At 53.2% G+C, this 18,660-nt stretch carries 21 protein-coding genes; all 21 read left to right on the forward strand.

Annotation, left to right across the window (positions count from 1 at the left end; genetic code table 11):
* Positions 1-136: 136 nt before the first annotated feature.
* Complete coding sequence (locus tag FAZ30_RS20785; RefSeq protein WP_246043357.1) at positions 137-340, forward strand: hypothetical protein; 204 nt, start codon at positions 137-139, stop codon at positions 338-340.
* A 226-nt stretch (positions 341-566) separates the two neighbouring features.
* Positions 567-1,064, forward strand: coding sequence for a P27 family phage terminase small subunit (locus FAZ30_RS13340; RefSeq protein WP_246043358.1), 498 nt, complete (start codon positions 567-569; stop codon positions 1,062-1,064).
* 92 nt (positions 1,065-1,156) lie between these two features.
* Entirely contained in the window at positions 1,157-2,767 is a 1,611-nt protein-coding gene (locus FAZ30_RS13345) for a terminase large subunit (protein ID WP_137010233.1), read from the forward strand.
* Entirely contained in the window at positions 2,767-4,032 is a 1,266-nt protein-coding gene (locus tag FAZ30_RS13350) for a phage portal protein (protein WP_137009593.1), read from the forward strand. Before FAZ30_RS13345 ends, FAZ30_RS13350 begins: the two co-directional genes overlap by 1 nt.
* Positions 3,995-4,786, forward strand: coding sequence for a head maturation protease, ClpP-related (locus tag FAZ30_RS13355; RefSeq protein WP_137009594.1), 792 nt, complete (start codon positions 3,995-3,997; stop codon positions 4,784-4,786). Before FAZ30_RS13350 ends, FAZ30_RS13355 begins: the two co-directional genes overlap by 38 nt.
* A gap of 69 nt (positions 4,787-4,855) precedes the next feature.
* Positions 4,856-6,058, forward strand: a complete 1,203-nt coding sequence (locus FAZ30_RS13360) for a phage major capsid protein (RefSeq protein WP_137009595.1) — start codon at positions 4,856-4,858, stop codon at positions 6,056-6,058.
* Positions 6,059-6,114: 56 nt separating this feature from the next.
* Positions 6,115-6,504, forward strand: a complete 390-nt coding sequence (locus FAZ30_RS20590) for a hypothetical protein (RefSeq protein ID WP_205676600.1) — start codon at positions 6,115-6,117, stop codon at positions 6,502-6,504.
* A gap of 52 nt (positions 6,505-6,556) precedes the next feature.
* Positions 6,557-7,111, forward strand: coding sequence for a head-tail connector protein (locus FAZ30_RS13370; protein WP_137009596.1), 555 nt, complete (start codon positions 6,557-6,559; stop codon positions 7,109-7,111).
* Positions 7,104-7,439: a head-tail adaptor protein gene (locus FAZ30_RS13375; RefSeq protein ID WP_168190845.1), complete on the forward strand. Its 336-nt coding sequence runs from the start codon at positions 7,104-7,106 to the stop codon at positions 7,437-7,439. Before FAZ30_RS13370 ends, FAZ30_RS13375 begins: the two co-directional genes overlap by 8 nt.
* Positions 7,417-7,905, forward strand: a complete 489-nt coding sequence (locus tag FAZ30_RS13380; RefSeq protein WP_168190846.1) for an HK97-gp10 family putative phage morphogenesis protein — start codon at positions 7,417-7,419, stop codon at positions 7,903-7,905. The genes FAZ30_RS13375 and FAZ30_RS13380 overlap by 23 nt, the downstream gene beginning before the upstream one ends.
* Entirely contained in the window at positions 7,902-8,321 is a 420-nt protein-coding gene (locus FAZ30_RS13385) for a hypothetical protein (RefSeq protein ID WP_137009599.1), read from the forward strand. Before FAZ30_RS13380 ends, FAZ30_RS13385 begins: the two co-directional genes overlap by 4 nt.
* Positions 8,322-8,379: 58 nt before the next feature.
* Positions 8,380-8,907 (forward strand): hypothetical protein, encoded by a 528-nt coding sequence (locus tag FAZ30_RS13390; protein WP_137009600.1) that lies wholly within the window; start codon positions 8,380-8,382, stop codon positions 8,905-8,907.
* A gap of 78 nt (positions 8,908-8,985) precedes the next feature.
* Positions 8,986-9,717, forward strand: coding sequence for a J domain-containing protein (locus FAZ30_RS13395; RefSeq protein ID WP_137009601.1), 732 nt, complete (start codon positions 8,986-8,988; stop codon positions 9,715-9,717).
* Positions 9,718-9,757: 40 nt separating this feature from the next.
* Positions 9,758-10,057: a hypothetical protein gene (locus tag FAZ30_RS13400; RefSeq protein ID WP_137009602.1), complete on the forward strand. Its 300-nt coding sequence runs from the start codon at positions 9,758-9,760 to the stop codon at positions 10,055-10,057.
* Between the two features lie 117 nt (positions 10,058-10,174).
* Positions 10,175-13,348, forward strand: coding sequence for a tape measure protein (locus FAZ30_RS13405; RefSeq protein ID WP_137009603.1), 3,174 nt, complete (start codon positions 10,175-10,177; stop codon positions 13,346-13,348).
* Positions 13,341-13,895, forward strand: a complete 555-nt coding sequence (locus FAZ30_RS13410) for a hypothetical protein (protein WP_137009604.1) — start codon at positions 13,341-13,343, stop codon at positions 13,893-13,895. The genes FAZ30_RS13405 and FAZ30_RS13410 overlap by 8 nt, the downstream gene beginning before the upstream one ends.
* A 9-nt stretch (positions 13,896-13,904) precedes the next feature.
* Positions 13,905-16,130 carry an Ig-like domain-containing protein gene (locus FAZ30_RS13415; protein ID WP_137009605.1) on the forward strand — a complete coding sequence of 742 codons (2,226 nt, stop codon included), beginning with the start codon at positions 13,905-13,907 and terminating at the stop codon, positions 16,128-16,130.
* A 2-nt stretch (positions 16,131-16,132) separates the two neighbouring features.
* Complete coding sequence (locus tag FAZ30_RS13420; RefSeq protein WP_137009606.1) at positions 16,133-16,522, forward strand: hypothetical protein; 390 nt, start codon at positions 16,133-16,135, stop codon at positions 16,520-16,522.
* A gap of 5 nt (positions 16,523-16,527) precedes the next feature.
* Positions 16,528-16,848, forward strand: coding sequence for a hypothetical protein (locus tag FAZ30_RS13425; protein ID WP_137009607.1), 321 nt, complete (start codon positions 16,528-16,530; stop codon positions 16,846-16,848).
* Positions 16,845-17,522 carry a hypothetical protein gene (locus tag FAZ30_RS13430; RefSeq protein WP_137009608.1) on the forward strand — a complete coding sequence of 226 codons (678 nt, stop codon included), beginning with the start codon at positions 16,845-16,847 and terminating at the stop codon, positions 17,520-17,522. The genes FAZ30_RS13425 and FAZ30_RS13430 overlap by 4 nt, the downstream gene beginning before the upstream one ends.
* Positions 17,519-18,598, forward strand: coding sequence for a hypothetical protein (locus FAZ30_RS13435; RefSeq protein ID WP_137009609.1), 1,080 nt, complete (start codon positions 17,519-17,521; stop codon positions 18,596-18,598). Before FAZ30_RS13430 ends, FAZ30_RS13435 begins: the two co-directional genes overlap by 4 nt.
* The last annotated feature ends 62 nt before the right edge of the window (positions 18,599-18,660 follow it).

The raw sequence follows: 18,660 nt of genomic DNA on the forward strand, positions 1-18,660 counted from the left end.
GAGCAGACGAGAGGTTGATCAGCGGCGTGGATCTGCTGCTAGTCGAGGGTATGACGGGCGATGGGCAAAAGCGCGGGCAACATTTCTGCGGGAGCGGCCATTGTGTGAGTGTCCTGACTGTAAGGGTCGAGGGCTGTTGACGCCAGCTGAAGTTGTTGACCACATCGTCCCGCACCGTTTGAAGGATGCTTTGGATAGTGGTGATGTCGAGACTATCCGCCGGGCTCAGTCGCTGTTTTGGGATTCGGGCAACTGGATGCCGATGGCGAAACGCTGTCACGACAAGAAGACGGCGGCTGAGGATGGCGGTTTTGGTAATCGAAAGCGAGTGACCGGCTGAATGAAGCAGGTCAGGGAAAAAGGGGCGAGGCGCACCAAAATAGGGCGGGTTTTGGTGGGGGGGTGTCCAAAAGTCTAGGGCCGACCGATCAGAACCGCGTGCCTAAGTTCGAATTTTTATGGCCACCTGTTTTTAAGCAGGGGGGGGTTAGGAAATGGAGGGCTTCTAAGCCGTTTTTACGGTGTCGGGAGCCTTTTTTTATATGTGCGAATGATTGGAGTGCGTAGTGAGTCAGGAAAAGCCGCCTTTTACGGTAATTCCTGGTGGTGGTGGACAGGCGGCTACTGCTGCTGCTGGCAATGGAATTGACAGCCCGTCCTCGCCGCCGGGCGTCAATTTTAGTAGTCGTGAGCGCAAGGCGTGGGATTACATCTGCGAAAGTCTTCGCCTGGCCGGCATCGAGCACATGACTGGGGGCTTGGCTATCAGTGTTGTGGTGCGGACATGGATTCAGTGGCAGGACGCTGAGAATCAGTTGTCCGGCCTGATGGAGAAAAATCGGGGTTCCTATATGGTAACCACGCCAAACGGCCACCAGCAGCCGCATGCCATTTTCTACGTTGCGCGAAATCTGAAAAAGGAGCTGCTCCAATGGCTACCGGAATGCTGCCTGACTCTGCCGTCAGTGGCGACGGTAAAAGCCAAGCTTCCAGCGGCAACGCCGCAAGACGATCTGTTCGACGGTCTAGTCGGTCACGCAAAAAGCCACCCGTCAGCCGCTTAAAGCTGATTCCGGCTGAGGCTGATTGGCATGAGTGGGATCGGGTTTATGGTGTGCCGGTCCTCCGCGGTGAAATCGTTGTTGGTCAACTGACCATGCTGGCTGTTGAGCGACATTACCGTGATCTGCAACAGGGTGCAAAACGTGGGCTGTATTTCAGTCCCGGCCATGCCTGGCATGTAATCAACTATATCCAAGGCTGGTTTGTTCACATCAAAGGGCCGCTTGCCCGGCAGCCAATCATGCTGGATGGCTGGCAGCTGTTCTGGACGGCGGTAATTTTCGGCTGGCGGCGGTCATCTGATGGATGCCGCCGCTTCCGGACGGGCTATGAAGAAGTTGCCCGGAAAAATGGTAAGTCTACCTGGTGGGGACCGATTGGCTCTTACTTATGGATGATGGATGGCGAGGGTGGCGCTGAGGTTTACTCGATTGCGACAACGCGAGAGCAGGCAATGTCTGTGTTCAAGCCGGCATTCGACAACATCAAGCGCTTGCGCCGCCAGTCGCCCAGGCTGGCCAAGTCAGTCAGGATTTTTGACGGTGCTAATCAAGAAAAAATGTCGATTGGCGAGTCAGTTTATAAGCCGCTTCCGGCCAATGCTGAGTCTCTGGACGGTCTAAACCCATATGCCTGTCTCGTTGATGAGCTGCATGCCCACAAAACCCGCGAGGTTTGGGACGTAATGGAGTCAGCGCTTGGTGCTCGGACTCAGCCGCTGATCAATGCAATCACCACTGCCGGGTTCATTTTGGATGGTATTTGCATTGAAATTCGCACGTATTTGGTGCGAATACTGCGCGGCGAAGCGCACGATGACAGTTTTTTTGGGGTTATTTACACGATTGATGAGGGGGATGACCCTTTTTCACCGGAAAGCTGGCCAAAAGCTAATCCCAGTCTTGGTTCAGCAAAGACATACACATATATGGAGGCGCAGGCCGCGAAGGCGAAGATTATGCCGTCAGCCCGGGCGAACTTTCTGACAAAAGACTTGAATGTGTTCGTCGGGGATTCGTTGTCCTGGTTTGACATGCTAGTTTGGGACAAGGGAAAGAAGAAATTCGATCCTGACATGCTGCAAGGCCGTGAATGCTTCGGCGGACTCGATTTGGCGAGTACGCGAGACATCACGGCCTTTGTGCTTTTGTTCCCGCCGCCAGCTGGCGATGAGGATGGCGAGTGGTATGCATTGGTGTGGTGCTGGGTTCCCCAGGCGAAGGTTGATGCAGCGGATCAGGACAATGGGTCTGATTACAAGGCATGGGAAAAGCAGGGCTGGTTGACGGTAACTGAGGGTGATGTGACCGATTACGACCCAATTCGGGAGGTTATCGAGCAGGCATGCCGTGATTTTGATGTGCGGGAAATCGCATTCGACACATGGAACTCCACGCACCTGGCGAACCAGCTGCTGGAAAAGGACGTGCCGATGGTCAAGCTGCCGCAAAACTTTGCCGGTTTGTCACCTGGTGCCAAGCATCTTGAGCGCTTGGTTTACAGCAAGCGGCTGCGTCATGGTGGAAATCCGTTGCTTCGCTGGTGCGCTGGGAACGTGACGCTACTGATCGACAGTAACGAGAACATCAAGCCGGACAAAAAGCGCAGCCAGGGCCGGATTGACCCGATTGTTGCACTTTCCATGGCGGCCACGCGAGCTATGACATATCTGGATGATGAAACTGAGATAGAGGTGATTTGCTGATGGGCTTTTTTGACCGATTGTGGGCGGGTAAGTCTCCGCCTGCTGCTGATACTGAGCAGCGAAAAGAGCCGACTGTTCAGAATCTGGGTCAGGGCTCTGGCGGGCTTGGCGAAATGTTCGGGCTGCCATCTGTTACCGGTGTTCCGGTCAATGAAACGACCGCAATGCAGGTCGGTGCTGTTTATGCCTGCGTGCAGCTGCTTGCGGGCATTGTCAGCACACTGCCACTACAGTTCTATCAGAAAACGACAGGCGGTCGAAAGCAGATCGACCATGATTTTTGGTATCTGTTCAATGAGTCCGCAACGAATGAGTACACGGCATCTGCTATGTGGGAATACGGGATGCAGTCCCGATTGCTGGATGGTGATTTTGTTGCCTGGATCATGCGTGATAAGCGGGGTAATCCGATTGGTATCCAGCCACTCAATCCGCGAGCCACAACAGTGCAGCGGATGTTGGATCAGGGCGGTTGGCGCTGCTATACGTTTTGGCTTCCGAACGGGCAAGTACATAGCGTGCATGAGGATGATGTCATTCATGTGCCTGGCCTTGGCTATAACGGGTTGCGCTCGCTTTCTCCTGTGCGGCACTACGCCAATCAAGCGATTGGCTTGGCGCTCGGTCAGCAGCAGTTCAGTGAGCGGCAATTTGGGCAGGGAACTGGCGCATCGTATCTGATCAGTACGGCTGGAAAACTGAATGATGAGCAAAAGCAGCAAGTTCGAGCAGAGGTTGAAGCGCGGGCGCATGGCTTGAGCAATGTTGGTCGCCCAATGGTTCTATCTGGTGCGGACTGGAAGCTTGATCGGTTGCAAATTTCTCCGGTTGACATGCAGCTGCTGGAGGGCCGCGCATTTTCTGTTGTTGAGATAGCGCGGATCTACGGTGTTCCGCCGCACATGATTGGTGCTACGGATAAGGCGACAAGCTGGGGGACTGGCCTGGAGGCAATGACTCAGGGCTTTGTGAAATTTACGCTCAAGCGCCACCTGATGGCTATCCAGCAGGAGGCGAATCGCAAGCTGTTTGTGAAGCCGGGTATTTATTGCGAGTTTGGGCTGGACACTCTGCTTGAGGGTGACAGTACTGCCCAGGCGGCGTACTTCAGTAAGGCGCTGGGCGGGCCTGGCTCGCAGGGCTGGATGACGATCAATGAAGTCCGGCATATCAAGAATCTGCCTCCTGATCCTGATGGGGGAAAAATCGTGAAAGCAGGGAGTGGGAATGGCAATCAAAAACCTTCTGATCCGGCCCAAGGCTAAGGCTGCCCGGCCTGTTTACCCGCGTGCAGAAGTCACACAGGGTGGGGCTGAGGCAACCATCTGGCTCTATGACATCATCGACGAATGGTATGGCGTTGATCCTGGCCAGCTTTGCCAAGAAATCGCTGCGATGATTGGTGTTGAAACCATTCATCTGCGCATCAACAGTCCTGGCGGTGATGTGTTTGGTGCTCGCGCCATCATCGCTGCCTTACGTGCTTCCGGTGCGAAGGTGATCGCGCATATTGATGGCCTGGCGGCTTCGGCAGCGACTTTCATTGCAGTTAATTGTGATGAGGTGCGCATTACCGATGGCGGTATGTTCATGATCCATCAGGCCGCTACCGTTGCTGCTGGTGATGCTGAGGATTTGCGTCAGGTCGCTGATCTGCTGGACAAGGTAGATAGCACGATCTGCGCTGATTACGTGCGAAAGACTGGCCAGACGGCTGAGCAGGTCGCTGCATGGATGGAGGCGGAAACCTGGTTCACGGCTGATGAAGCAAAAGCCGCTGGCTTTGTTGATGTGATTGATGGTGCTGGCGCGGCAATTGTCGATAACAGCTGCTGGGATTTCTCGTCTTGCAAGAATGCGCCGAAGGCGCTACTACAGCCTTCCGCTGCGCCTACGGCTCTGGTGGAAAAGCCTGTGCTGGTTCCTGAACCAGTTGTTGATCCTGTCGAAAACTCTGTTCCTGATGATGGCCGTGAGGCCGCCAAGCGCCAACTTGTGCTGCTCAATCTGAATTGCTAACGCGGGGCTTCCGCGACAAACCCTAATACCCGCCACTGGCGGGTTTTTTCATTTCTGGAGACCCAAAACATGAAGCTGCAAGCTCTGCGTGTAAAGCGTGCTGAAATCGCAAACAAGATGAAAGCACTGGTAAATGCTGATGGTGCCTGGAATCAGGATCGTCAGGCAGAATTTGGCGCGATGCAAACTGAAGTCGAGCAGATCGATAACCAGATTAATGCCATTCAAGCTGCCCTGGCCATTCAGGAGGGCTTGGCTGCTAATGATGGCGAGACCCATCGTTTGCGTGGTATTTCTGTAGAGAATGCTGCCGAAATGCGTCGTGATCTGCTGGTGGCGTTCCTGCGAGGTGGTGAAAGTGGTGTTCAAGCCCTGCAGCAACAGCCGCGATTCAGCAATGTTCAAACCATTGCAGATCCGACTACTGGTGGTTACCTGGTTCCGTCTGAAATGTTCAATGCCATCCTGCAGGCCATGAAGCTGTGGGGCGGCATGCGTGAAGTAGCTACTGTAGTTGCTACCCAGGGTGGTAACCCGCTGTCCTTCCCGACTGCTGATGCAACTGCTGAAGAAGGTGAAATCCTGGCAGAAGGTATTCCGTCTAATCCGGGTGGTACTGCTTTTGGCCAAGCTACGCTGAATGCATTCAAGTACTCCAGTAAAACGGTAGCGATCTCCGTCGAGCTGCTGCAAGATTCTGCGTTCGATATCGAGTCCTACGTTGTAAACCTGCTGGGTTTGCGCCTGGGTCGTGTAACCAATCGCCATTTCACTGTTGGTACTGGCGTTGGTCAGCCGAAAGGCATTATCACGGCGGCACAGGTCGGTAAAGTGGGTGCAGCAGGTCAGGTTGCGAGCATCCTCTATGATGACCTGGTTGATCTGGAGCACAGTATTGATCCGGTTTATCGCAATAGTGCAAAGTGGATGCTGCATGACAGTATGCTGCGCCAGATCAAGAAGCTGAAAGACTCGATGGGCCGTCCGCTCTGGCTGCCTGGTCTGGAAGTCAAAGCACCGGATACCATCCTGGGCTATCCGTTCCAGATCAATCAGCATATGGCAGCTCCGGCGGCTAATGCGAAGTCGCTCAGCTTTGGTGACCACAGCAAATACCTGATCCGTGATGTGATGAATACGGTGATGTATCGCAATACCGACTCGAAGTACAACGAGCTGGGTTTGGTAGGCTTCCATGCGCTTTCTCGCCATGACGGCAATATGCTGGATATCGGCGGTGCGGTGAAAACCTTCCAGCAAGCTGCGGCCTAATCGGCCTTCATCCATAAAGCCCCTCAAGTGAGGGGCTTTTTCTTTTGAGGTGCCATATGGCAACAAGATCGAAGCTGGGTAGCCTGGTTGCCCGCGTTCTGTATTCCCATCGGGTTTTCGTAGTGGCCGATCCTGATCCAAAGGAGGTGATGGTTCGCCCGAATGACATCGTGACGGGTGACCCATCCGCCATTCTAGCTAGCCCGGATCTGTACTGCACCGATTCTGCCGGTGTCGAGTTTGCCCGTGGCCTGGGTGGTGCTGACTACCTGTTGGCGCTGAGTCCTGCGGCTCAGGCTGCTGCTGATACCCAGGCTACTGCCGAAGCCCAGGCTGCTGCCGAAGCTCAAGCTGCTGCCGAAGCTCAAGCTGCTGCCGAAGCCCAGGCTGCTGCCGAAGCTCAAGCTGCTGCCGAAGCCCAGACTGCCGCTGGTAAGAAAAAGTAATTTCCTGGTCGATGCGGCATAGCGATATGCCGTATCAGCGAGGGGGTGAACTATGCGTGAAAAATTGGTAGCTACTGCAGCGCCGTTATTTCCTGATTTGTCGGTTGTGCGTGTTCAGTGCCGGCTGGATGAGGATGAGACTGATCTTGATGCCTTGCTGAATCTTTTTCAGTCGGCGGCTATGGCTACTGCTGAGCATGAGATGCAGCGGCCAATCCTGCCTCAGTCTTGGCAGCGAACTTTTGATGATGTCGGTGTCGCACTGCTGGCCTTGCGTAGCGATGTGTTGGCGGTTTCTTCGGTTGTAGCGCGTGATGTTGCAGGGATTGAAACACCACTTCCAGTCCACGCATGGCGGCTTGCTCGCGGCAAGGACTTGATCTTGTTTGATGGCTGGCCGGTCGGTGCAGTTGAAGTGGATGTATCGTTTTCCTGCGGAGCATGGACAGTTGAAACTGTGCCGGATGCCATCAGGCAATGGGTGCTGATTCGAGTTGCCACGGCTTTGCGGAATTCGGAGGAGGTTATTCAGGGGGCGTCTGCGGTGGCCATGCTGCCGCGTTCGCATGTTGATGGCCTACTTGATCCGTGGAGGCGCTATGCGTAGTGACCGTGTGTGCAGGGGGGAGATACAGCAGCGGGTAAAGGGGAAGAATGGCGCGGGTGAATCTGTAGATGTCTGGCAGCGTGTTGGTCCGCGCCGCTGGATGGATGTACGCGACTTGACTGGCCGGGAACGGGTCGGCGATTCAACAAACTATGTTGCCGATGCGCGAGGCTTTTGTAGTTGGGTTGATGGTGTAGATGCTGACATGCGTGTTGTATGGCGCGGGCGCACGTATCGAATCGTTGCGCCGCCGATTGATAAAAATGGCCAGCGCCGGGATATGGAATTGCTACTGGAGTATGACCATGGACATCAAGGTAACAGCTGATGATGCGCAGCGACGTGTATTTGTGCAGCTTGGTGGCCTGGGTGATTCCTTGGTGGATCGTCGGGCTCTGTCCAAGCCGCTACTGTCTGGCGTGCAGATTATTCAGCGCGAGGCAAAGCAGCTGGCTCCCCGGGATAGTGGTTTTCTCCGGTCGCAGATCATCGCGTGGACAAACTGGAGAAAGACTGATGCGCCGCTGACTGGTTTTGTGACGGTGGCAACGCGGGCCAAGCGAATGCGAAACGGCAAGCTCAAAGCTCAGCGTTTAGCAGACAAGGCCAGTAAGGGGCGGTCATCAGCAGTGGTGACAGCATTTTATGGGCGATTTCTGGAAGAGGGGACTGAGAAAATGGCTGCTGAGCCTTTCATGTCCCCATCTATCGAGCGTGTAGGTGAGCAGGCAACAGAAACCGTAATGGCGGGGGCGCGGGTGGTACTGTTGCAATTGATGGAGGCCAAGCTGTGAAAGATTTTGATCTTGCCTATGCCGTTGAGCAGGCTCTTGGCTCGGTTTTGGGTGATCGAGTCACCGTTGGTGATCTGATAGTGAAGCCTGAGGATATCCGTGAGCCGGCGTCTGTTATTCACCTGGATGAATCTGTGCCTGAGGACAAGGAAGGCATGGCGGTTCGTAATGATCAGGTTGATATACGTATTACTACGCTTATTGATGCTGAAGGTGGGCAGGTTTATAGCAGAATTAGACCGCATCAAATGCGTTTACGTAAGGCTCTTTTTGCAACTCATAATCTGAATGGTGTTCTGCATATTATTTCATTGAAGGAGCGTCGGACTCTTTACCAGTTCAATCGAGATGAAATGGTCTACATGATTCATTTGGATATTCGTATCCGTCACCGACGAGCGGCTGAGGAGCCGTGATATCAGTATTTAATGTCCCTGCTTCGGCAGGATTTTTTTTGCCCAAATAGGAGGCGAGATGAGTACGATTCAAGAGCATAGCTTTATCGGTAAGGGTGTGGTTACTCTGATCGATGGGGTGGTTGAACGTCCGCTGGGTAACTGCAGTTCTCTGGGGCTGAAGTTGTCTATCGATGAAAAGAAGTTGGCAAATTACAAAACTCCCGGTGGTGGTAACCAGAATACGGTTTATCGCATCAATGATGTAACGGCAGAAATGGATCTGCGTGAGCTGTCTCCGGAAAATATGGCGCTGGCCACTTCTGGCGGTGTCACCACCGACCCTGCTACCGGGGTGGCCTCTATCGAGGCACTGACGCAGGTTGGGAAGGAGTTCTCGTTGCGTTTCGATGGTCTGAACGAAGCGCAAGGTGGTGCATCTGTTGTTGTTGAAATCTATAGACTGAAGGTGTCCCCGGCTGACAGTCTCGATTTGATTAGCGATGATTTCGCTACCTTGAAGGTCAAGGGTGCGATCCTGGCGGACTCATCTAAGCCGGTTGGCAAGAGCCAGTACTTCAAGGTCGAGATGGCTACCAAGGTATAGCATGTGTTGCTCCCGGTTCGACCGGGAGTAACTCCTGTGATAGTCTGATGTCATGGATTTTTTAAGAAGGTTCATGACATGAGTCAGTCACTTTATGATTTTTTAGGAGTGCAAAATAATTCAGGTCCAGAAGTAATAAGATCTGCAATTAATGCTATGGCTGATAGGCATAGAGCTGATGGAGCTGATGCTACGCAAGCTAGAATGCTTTCTCTATGTGCTGAAATATTGCTTTTCCCAGAAAAAAGAATTGAATATGACAGGCATCAGGCAGCAAAAAAATCAACCGTAAGTAGTCCTTCCGTATCAGTTGAAAGAGTGGATTATGGTGTTTATCTTCTAACCCTGCCAATTGCTTTTTCATCATCTGTATTGTTTTTCATTGCGATGAGTTCTTGGCCTATTTTTGCTAAGGCAATCGTTAGCGGTCTATACAGTATTATGGCAGTTGTGGTTGGCATTATTGCTGCAAATGAAATTTTCAGAAACAGTAGTGATAATGATCCATTGCCAAGCTTTTATATGTTCTTGTTGATTTCCGGAATTTGGCCTGTTGGATATATCTGGTATATGTCAGGCCGTGGCAGGTATAAATTAAAGAGTTTGTTGGTTGTGCCAATAATTATTGTAATAGTATCATTGCTCTCATTTGTGTATCCTGTTGTTAAAGTTGAAAGGGCAATTCAGGAAGCTGAGCAAAAAAGGCAACAGGCGATTGAGCAAATTAAGCATGATCAAGAAGATTTAAATAGGAAGGCTGATGAGGGATTAAGAAACTTATTATCTCCTCAGCCAAGTTATCAGCAGTAAATAAAGCCCGGTTATCCGGGCTTTTTTAATTGGTGCTTCCATGGCAAGTAAAAAAAGTAAAGTTGTCAAATTTGGTGATGTTGACATTGTTTTTAAGGAACTTGACGTTAGCGAAGTGCGTTCGCTGATGGGCATTAAGCCTGTTGATTATATAGATGCTTTTGCATTGGATGGGATTACCCTTTCTGAATTGGCTTATATGGCTGGTATCGCGGTAGAGGAATTTGACCGCGCATCTAGTGGTGATCTCGATGAATTATGTTCTGCTGCAAAAGAGGTAAACCCGCTTTTTTTCGGGATACGGGATCGTCTCGGAAAGTTAGTCGAGAGAGTGCAATAGCGTCACTGGATCGTGCAATCTGCGCACTGGTGACACTGGGGCATGCAAATATTTTGACGTATCCCTATTCCCTGTTTTCAGTAGCCTGCAAGGAGTCATCCAGTGGCAAGTAATGACATGCTGATCCGCCTGGCGCTGCAAGGTGATGCTAGCGGCTGGGTATCTGAAGTAGCTGCAGCGGAAAAGAAATATGGTTCTGCTTTGCAGGGTATGGCCAGGCAATCTGCTCAGATAGAAATATTTGGCAAGCTTCAGAAAGATGCAAAAGCGGCGTCTAGCGAGTTTTTCAGGCTGAAAAAGGAGGCTGAGGGATACCGTACTGCTATCAGTCAGGCTACTGGGCCAACTGCTGATCTTGAGGCCGGTTTGGGCAAGACGGAAAAGGCGCTGGCAAGGGCAGAAAGCCGTATGCGTAAGCAAATATCAGCCTGGCGTGATGTGAAGAAAGAATTGGTATCCGGCGGGGTGGATGTCAGCAATTTGCCGGCTGCGCAAGAGAAAATTCAGAGCAGAGTTCGTGATGTTGGTTTTTCCTCTGTTCGTGAGAAGTCGGTTTCATCCTCGCGTGAGGTATTGGGTGTAACTGATCCGCTGGAAATGCAATCCAAGGTGGAAAAGCTGCAGCTGGCATATGACAGGCTTCTTGCAAGTGGGAAGCTGTCATATCAGGAGCAGGCTAAGGCGGCAGAGCAGCTGCGTGTAAAGCTTGCTGAGCTTCATGGCCAGGCTTCTACGCCTGTTGGTGCAGGTTTCTTGTCTGGTATGCGTGGTGAGGTCGTTGGTGCTGTTGCTGCACTGGTAAGCCTGTCAGCGGCCTTGTATTCGGCATCTAATGTCGTGCTCGATACGGGGGGGCAGTTTGAGACGCTGAAGGTACAGCTGGTCGCGGTTGAGAAGTCCGCAACTCTTGGTACGCATGCATTTGCTGCCATGAAGCAGCTGGCGCTTGATTCGCCGTTTGGCGTAAAGGATTTGACTGGGTCGTATATCCAGCTGCGGAACTTTGGCCTTGATCCCATGGCTGGTTCGTTGCAAGCAATTGTCGATCAGTCTGCAAAGCTGGGTGGTGGTCAGGAGAAGTTGACCAGTATTGGCCTGGCTCTTGGCCAGGCATGGAGTAAGCAGAAGCTGCAGGGTGATGACATCTTGCAGATGATCAATGCTGGCGTTCCTGTGTGGGACTTGTTGGGGAAGGCGCTCAATAAGACCACTGCGGATCTGCAGAAAATGTCCGAGGCTGGCCAGCTAGGTCGGAATGAAATCACTAAGCTGATTCAAGCGATGGAGGCCGACGCAAAAGGTGCTGCAGCTGGTCAGGTTTCCACCTGGCAGGGGGCATTGTCTCAGTTGTCGGATATCTGGGAGCAGTTCAAGGCGCAGCTGGCTGATGCCGGCCTGATGGATGTTGCTAAAGAACAGGTTGCTAAGCTCACTGAGATGATTCGCACGGCAATGGCTGACGGTACTGCGGAGAAAATGGGCCAGCGTATGGCCGATATCATCAGTGCCATGGGAGCTGTTGTTGAGTCAACGGTGGGTTTTATTCGTGAGCATGCTGATGCAATCAAGCTGCTGGCTGGCAGCTATGCTGGCTTAGTGGTTCTGCGGTCGGTTACTGGATGGATTACGGCGATAGGCGGTACGCTTAATGCATTGCGGGTAACGATGTCTGGTCTGAGCACTGTCGGTGCAATTGCTGATGTTGTCTTGGGTGAAAATGCATTGGGGAGATTGGCGGCGGTTGCTGGCCAGATTCGTACGCTTACATTTGAGGTTTCTGCATTTCGTGTTGCTACTGCTGCTGCATTTGGCCTGGCGGGCTTGGCTGTTGTTGCCGGCATCAAGGTGATGTCAGATGAGTTAGATCGATACAATGCCAAGACTGAGCGGGCATTGGCGCTTTCTGCTCAGATAACGGCCAAGATGGTAGCTGGGCGGACCGAGGTTGGCATCAGGACTGATGAGCAGCTGAATGGCATGAGCAAAGAGCAGGTTGCTGAATATGGCGATGACCTAAGGCGCTCGCTTGAGAATAAGCAGCTGATGTTGCAGCGCCGTGCAGAGGCTGTTGCCAATTCTGGTGGCGATGCGTCGAAGGATCAGCAGTCTCGACAGCTGGCCCGTGAAATGCTGGCCTATCAAAAAGCTATGGATGGCTTTTCGGGATATGCGCAGCGAAGGACGGCAGCAGAAGATAGGTTTGGCAAGAATGTGGATGCCATCCGGAACGGTGCGCTTGCCAATTTGGCTGTTGATCTTGCTAAGGAGCAGAAGCTATATGATCGGGCCAATGATGATCTGAAAAAGGCGACTGATGAGCGGATAAAGCATCAGAATGCCTGGGCCAGCAATAAAGCAGTTGATCCAGCTGCAAAAAATGCAGATCCGCAGGGAGTTACTGACTATTACACGAGTCTGAGGAAGGCTGAGGAGCTTTCTCGCAAAGCTGCTGATAGTCAAAAGACGGCCGGGGCAACTGGTCTGGATAGTGATTTCCAGAAGGCTACACGGGATGCCACTGCTGCTGAGGCTGCATTCAGTCGTGTGATGGAGGTTATCAATCAGCTGCGTAGCGCTGGGAAAATCACTGAAGGTGAATTCAAGCTATTCAATGACCAAGCCGGAAAGTCGCAGGATAGTTTAGATGCCGGTCGGGAGCAGGTTGGTAAGGATCAGTTGCAACGGGCTATGGAAAAGGTTGAGGCGCTGAAGCGAGCGGCTGAGGCTGTCAAAAACATGCCGATTGGTTTTGATACTGAGAAGGGTGTTTTTGATCTTGAAAAATTCATGGCGCAGATTGAGGAAAAGGCCCGAGCTCATCCGCTGACTATTCCGGTCAAGTATGTTGGTCCGGATGGTAAGTTGTTGCAAGATGCGCGTGCGGCTGTTGGCTTGACGACGCCCGGCTATGATACGGGTGGCTATACAGGTGATGGCGGTGTTAAAGAGCCTGCTGGCGTTGTGCATCGTGGCGAGTATGTTCAGCCGCAATACCGGATGCGTGAGCCCGGGGCGCTGGAATTCATGCAGGATTTTCATGTGCGAGGGATGAAGGCAGTTCAAGATCGGCGCGGTTATGGTATGGGTGGTTTGGTCGGCGCTGATTTCCCGTCAGTTGCTAGCCATCTGGATATTCCGTCACTGTCATCTTCGCCTGCAGCTATGCCGATGGGTTCGCCGTTAAATCTATATTTCCCTGGTATGTCTGATCCGGTAAAGCTACACGGTTCTAGTGATTCTGTTTCGCAATTGTTAGATGCCGCCCGGAAATTTAATTTAAAACATGGATAGCCCACTTCGGTGGGCTTTTTTATTTGGGGGAAACATGTCGCCTGAGCATTATGTTTATGTGGACGGGTTGGTTATTCCCCTGCTTGCTGGTTTGGAAATATCGCAAACCTATGCAGTGGTTGATGGCGGTAGCAGTATATTTCGTGCGCGCAGTGGTACTGCAAGAAAGCAAACGAATTGGACAAAGCTGAAAACTACCATTTCTGGATCGGGCTGGATGCCGGCTGGTTTGGCGCAGTTGGATCAGTCAATCCCGCATGAGTTGGATTGTATCGTCCCAAGAGTAATAGCTAGTGCGTCGCGGATGATTGCTATTCCATCGTACCGCTTGGATATTTCCCTATGTGGCCATGCAGTGGTTGGCGGTGAGCTGGTCCCGGCTGATGTTTCTGTTTCGGGTGGAGTGGTGACTATATCTGAGGTGGTAGGCGCACAGCAGTATCAGTTGACTTACTGGCCTCGCCTTATGGGTTTTGTGACTGCTTCTAGTTCTGGTAATCCCATGGCAGCTTCTTGGGGGTGGGAGCTAGTATTTGAAGAAAAATAAGGGGATGTAATGATTAATGGCTCAGCTATAAATAGTGCGGCAATCAATGCATCTGCCGGTAGCGAATCCCCTGTATCGAAGGCAGAAAAGATTTCTGTTCCTGTTGTATTGATGGTCACTGCGCTACCTTCTGGCTTTATGTCGGTGCCAATGGGCTTGAATGTATTGCCCGTATCGCTTCCTGCGGAGAGCTGGAATGTTCGGGTACTGGTTGGTGGTGTGGATCTGTCAGATCGGGTGGAAGGCGAGCTGGAGATTGAGGCAGAGGAAGGCGCAGCACGGATTGCATCGGTGGTGCTGAGCCTTGCGGCTGGCGATAGCCTGGCTAGTTTTGGTGGGCAAAGCCTGGTTATCGATGTCCGGCCGATTATTGATAGTGCGTGGGTTCGCCGGTTTACTGGCCGTGTAGTACTGCCCCAGTTCGATTTGGAGTCTGGCCGGGTTGCTCTGCATGCCGCTGATCGTCGGCGTGATTTATTGGCACAATCCAGCCGCTCAGCGCTGGCCGCTATGCTTGGTGGTTATTGGTCCGATCATGTGGGTGGCGAAGCTGCTGACAGCTTGCAGTATGCCGAAGGTCGGCTTGCTACCGTCGCCGGCAGCTTCGATCTGGATGCCTACGGAAATCCGCGGCTTACTGAATGGGCTGGATCTGGCCAGTCTACGACTGTGACTGATGACGATATCAAGGCCAATTCGCTTGAGGTCAAGCCGGTAGCGCTGAGCGATGTCACCAACCTGGTAACCAATGACCAGGTCGGGCTGGGTACGGTTTCGACGACCAGCATTTGCGGGCTGATTCACGATAGTGCGAACGATACCGGCAAATCGACAACAGACAATCTGACTGCTAATACCCGGCCGCTAATCGGCGGAACGGTTGAGCCAGGTGCAACGGTCACCCTGACCATTGGTGGGCAGTCTGTAGTCACCACGGCGTCAGGTTCGGGATATTTTGCGGTACAGCCGCCCTATGCGCTGGCCCTCGGCATACATACCCCGCACATCACGGTGACCAGCAGCTGGACGTGGGAAGCCTGGGGAACCTCATTCACCGTGGTCACCGCTGCCGAGGCGAACGAAGGAGCGGTATCGTCGGCGGCAAGCGAAAAAGTGGCCAGCACTGATTGCACGCTGGAATATCGCTACCCGCGCCTGCACCTGGCAGAAACGGTTTACCAGTGGTCGATGGGAATTTCCTACCCGGAGCTGGTACTCGGCCGCAATGGCCATGCCTTCATTCTCCCGGAGCGGTCGCTGTTTGAGTCGGCCGCTAGCCAGTCCAGCTGGATCGTGGACAAGACGACATACACATCACCGAAACAAGGCAGTGCTGTAGTCGGCTATATCGACCGCAACGGTAATGTGATCAACGGTGCCCCCGGCCCGGCTGCAGATGTCGTCGAAGTGTTGATATTCAAGAACGAGTACACCGGAGCTGCCGAACAGGACCCGCGCTGCGAGGCCGCAACGCTGTGGCTGCATCGTCGCATTGCCCAGCCGGTGACTGAGCGCTGGCGTGTCACAGTATCCGCGCCTGATTCTGTCGCGGCACTCGGCACCCGTAAAACCCAAGGGGCGACGGCCGCCGTGGATGCCACCAGCAGCTTTAATGCCGATGCCTGGGAAAAGGATTTGAAGGTCGATCCGGTCATCAAGGCCAGCACCGATTACACAAGTCTGCCGACTGTTTCACGCGCCGATATCGATGCCGCTTTGGTCTGCCTGGCAGCCAAGGCCCGCCGTCAGATACTGGCCAGCCATCGCGCCAGTCGGGTGACATTCACCACCGTGGCCAGCGCGACGCTGGACCTGTCACAGCGGCTGCAAGTTGACTCGGCCGACCTGCACGCTATCGGTAAGGTTGCCAGGTTTGTCGAGCGCTACGCCATCGACAGCGGCCGGGCCGAGACTGACATCGAGCTGGCGATCAGTGCGCTGGTGGGTGTCGGTACAGCCCAGGATGAGCCGCTGCAAAGTCCAGTCATTACCGGTGCAGCTAATCTGTCGCAGTCGGCCACTGTGCCGGTACCGAGCGCGTGGGAAGGCCAAGGAGACCTGATTGCAGGTACGTCCTGGACTACGGGGGCAACGGGTGACACGACTTCGCAATACCCGCGCTCTGTCGCGCTGACCACTAATGCTATTCACCCCTACATGACCGACCCGATTGATCGCCCGCTGACGTATGCCGTCACTGTGGCCATCCCGGTAGACCCATTTGAACTGAGGTAGCCATGCCGCTCACTTTTGCACTGTATTACGACGCTGCCCGGACCCAGCCAGTCACCCAACTGGCGCTAGCCGGCATTAATGATGCCCAGGCTAGCCCGATACAGCAGCGGCTTTTTGTTGGTCCAGCTGCCGGCAAGCGGGTCATGTCCACGGATGGTCAACCGATCCACCTTTCTGTCGTATCAACCAGCGATGTCCAGCCTGGTGTATTCCGCCTGGCGCTGACACAGCCGGATCTTGCTGGAGCCGTACCTGGTGCGGACTTGTCGCTTGATGCTCAGATGGATGGGATGGTGCAAATCTGGCTGCAAGTAGATTGCTCACAACTCACGACGGGCAGCCATGCTGGCGTGACGCTCACCAGCACAGAGGTGAAAGAGGTAACCCTATGAGCGGAATGACTGAACAAGATGCCCGCACTATTGGCAAGGCGCTGCAGCAGCCGGGAGCATCGGCCAAGCGTTTGCCGGCACTGCCGGCGCGTGGTGGGATTCCCAGCGCCACGGCAACAGGCATGGCCACTCAGACCGCTAGTCCAGCAAGCGGCGGCGAGATTGACTCGCCGTTGACTGAGCAGTCCAGAACGTATTACCCACAGCAATACATCACGACTAGCGATGGCTTGTTTGTCATCGGATACATGCCAGTACAGTCCGTCACGATGAAAGACGCTTCTAAACGAGTCGTGGTTTTTAACTATTCGAAGCCGGAGGCATGATGAATCTGCACAAGAACAATCTCAAGGTAGAGCGAGATGGGATAGCCGCTGCGGTGTGGAATTATTTCCCGGATCGGTTTTTCAGTTTTGTATTCGGTTATGAGCTGGCAGAGGCTGAAAAAGTACGCAGTCAGATGCTGGTGGCCGTTGAGGCGCAAGATGGTTCGGCGCGTGAAGTCATTCGGCTTGATTTTGGGTTGGGTATGACAATTCGTGCTGTAGAGCCGGTCGTTATTTCTGGCGTTGAGGTACAGACTCAGTTTGACTGGTCAGCGCGACCCTGCATGATTTATTCGACACTGACTGCAGGTGAGTTAGGGGTTGATCTGTTCAAGCCGACTGAGAGTTATCAGACAGACATTTTTCCGCGCTCGCCAGTGATGGAGATTGATCTGTCAGTACTTCCAGTCGATGTTGTGCCGTATATTGTGCTACCCAGCAATTCAGCAGTAGCGATGCCGACGTGCAAAATGCGGTTGCGCAATTCTTCTGATACTGCACGAGCTATTACTGGGCAGCTATACAAACAAGATGGCTCATTGGTTGAAATGCCAGTGCTGGGGCGCGGTCATGTCAAAACATGGTATCTGGAGCTGCTGGTGCATTGCCCGGATATTTGGGATGACCTCAGTGATTCGCCGCGATTGATCGTACTGCAGGACGTGCGGCTATGACTCCGCTACGCCAGCCGCTGCCGCTCAAGTTGTCTGGAGCCGCAGGCCATCCCTTCCACGGTCTTGTCGAAGGGGGATATCTAAAACGGCCAGGCCTGGCTGATCGTAGCTATCGACAGCCTAGTACTGCCGTTTCTTTTGTGCTGCGCGTACCGGGCCAGCCAGTAGCAGATCCTCTTGCCGATGTGGCGGCTGGCTATCAGTTTCTTGATCATGCGATGCTGAGCCTCAGCGATGGTGCTATTCAGCTATATGGCAGGCTGTGGCCATGTGAGTGGATAGTAGCGCTGGGTGTTGGTGATGTATGGGGCGTCACTACCGAGCAGGCTGGTATCGTGCTGGTTCCGCTGCGGGGGGGGGACCCAATTCACCTGCCGATGGACTGGGGTGCTGCTGGCCAGCGCTGGACGGGAACCGATAGCATATATACATCGGTCATCGGCCCTCGCGTAGTAGAGGTATCTCAAGCTGGTGAACAGGCCTTGCTGGAGTTCTATCTACGTAATAGAACCGGGGATGTTCTGTATTTCTATCAAGTTACTGTGACGTTGAGCAGGTCCAACGCTAGCGCAATCGTTGCGGAGTTTGCTAGCGTCTATGATCGGCAGGGCTCTGCATTTGCATACCGCCGAATGCTGTTAAGCGTGCGAATGCAGCCGACGTATATACAGTCTGTCATTACTGAGCGTTCTGACTATCAGGTCGGCAATATTTCGTATGCACGTGCAGTCTTGCGCTGGTATGTCGGCGACGTAGATATCGGCGGTTTTACAATGGTGACGAATAAGACCATGGCCGTGGTTGAAGACCTTACCCAGCAGCCGGATGGCCGGTTTGGCCGGGATGATTTACTGTTGTCAGATTACATGATGTTTGAGCAGATCGGGCAATCGGCTGTACTGGTCAAGGGTAAGCGCATCATTGGCCCTGGTGCAGTTGTTGATCATGTATTTGGTGTGGTCGATGCCTTGTCTGGTGTAATCACGCCCTGTCCTGAACAGAGTAGGGGCTATGCCGCTGTGCATCCTGTTTCGCGTGAAATAGCATGGTCGAACCAGTCCATAGCGTGGGTGTGATCCTGCTCTAATAAAATAAACAATTCGTAAAACCCGCTTCGGCGGGTTTTTTTATTTCAGGG

Origin of the sequence: Aquitalea aquatilis (assembly GCF_005155025.1) — a bacterium.
Classification (GTDB): Bacteria; Pseudomonadota; Gammaproteobacteria; order Burkholderiales; family Chromobacteriaceae; genus Aquitalea; species Aquitalea aquatilis.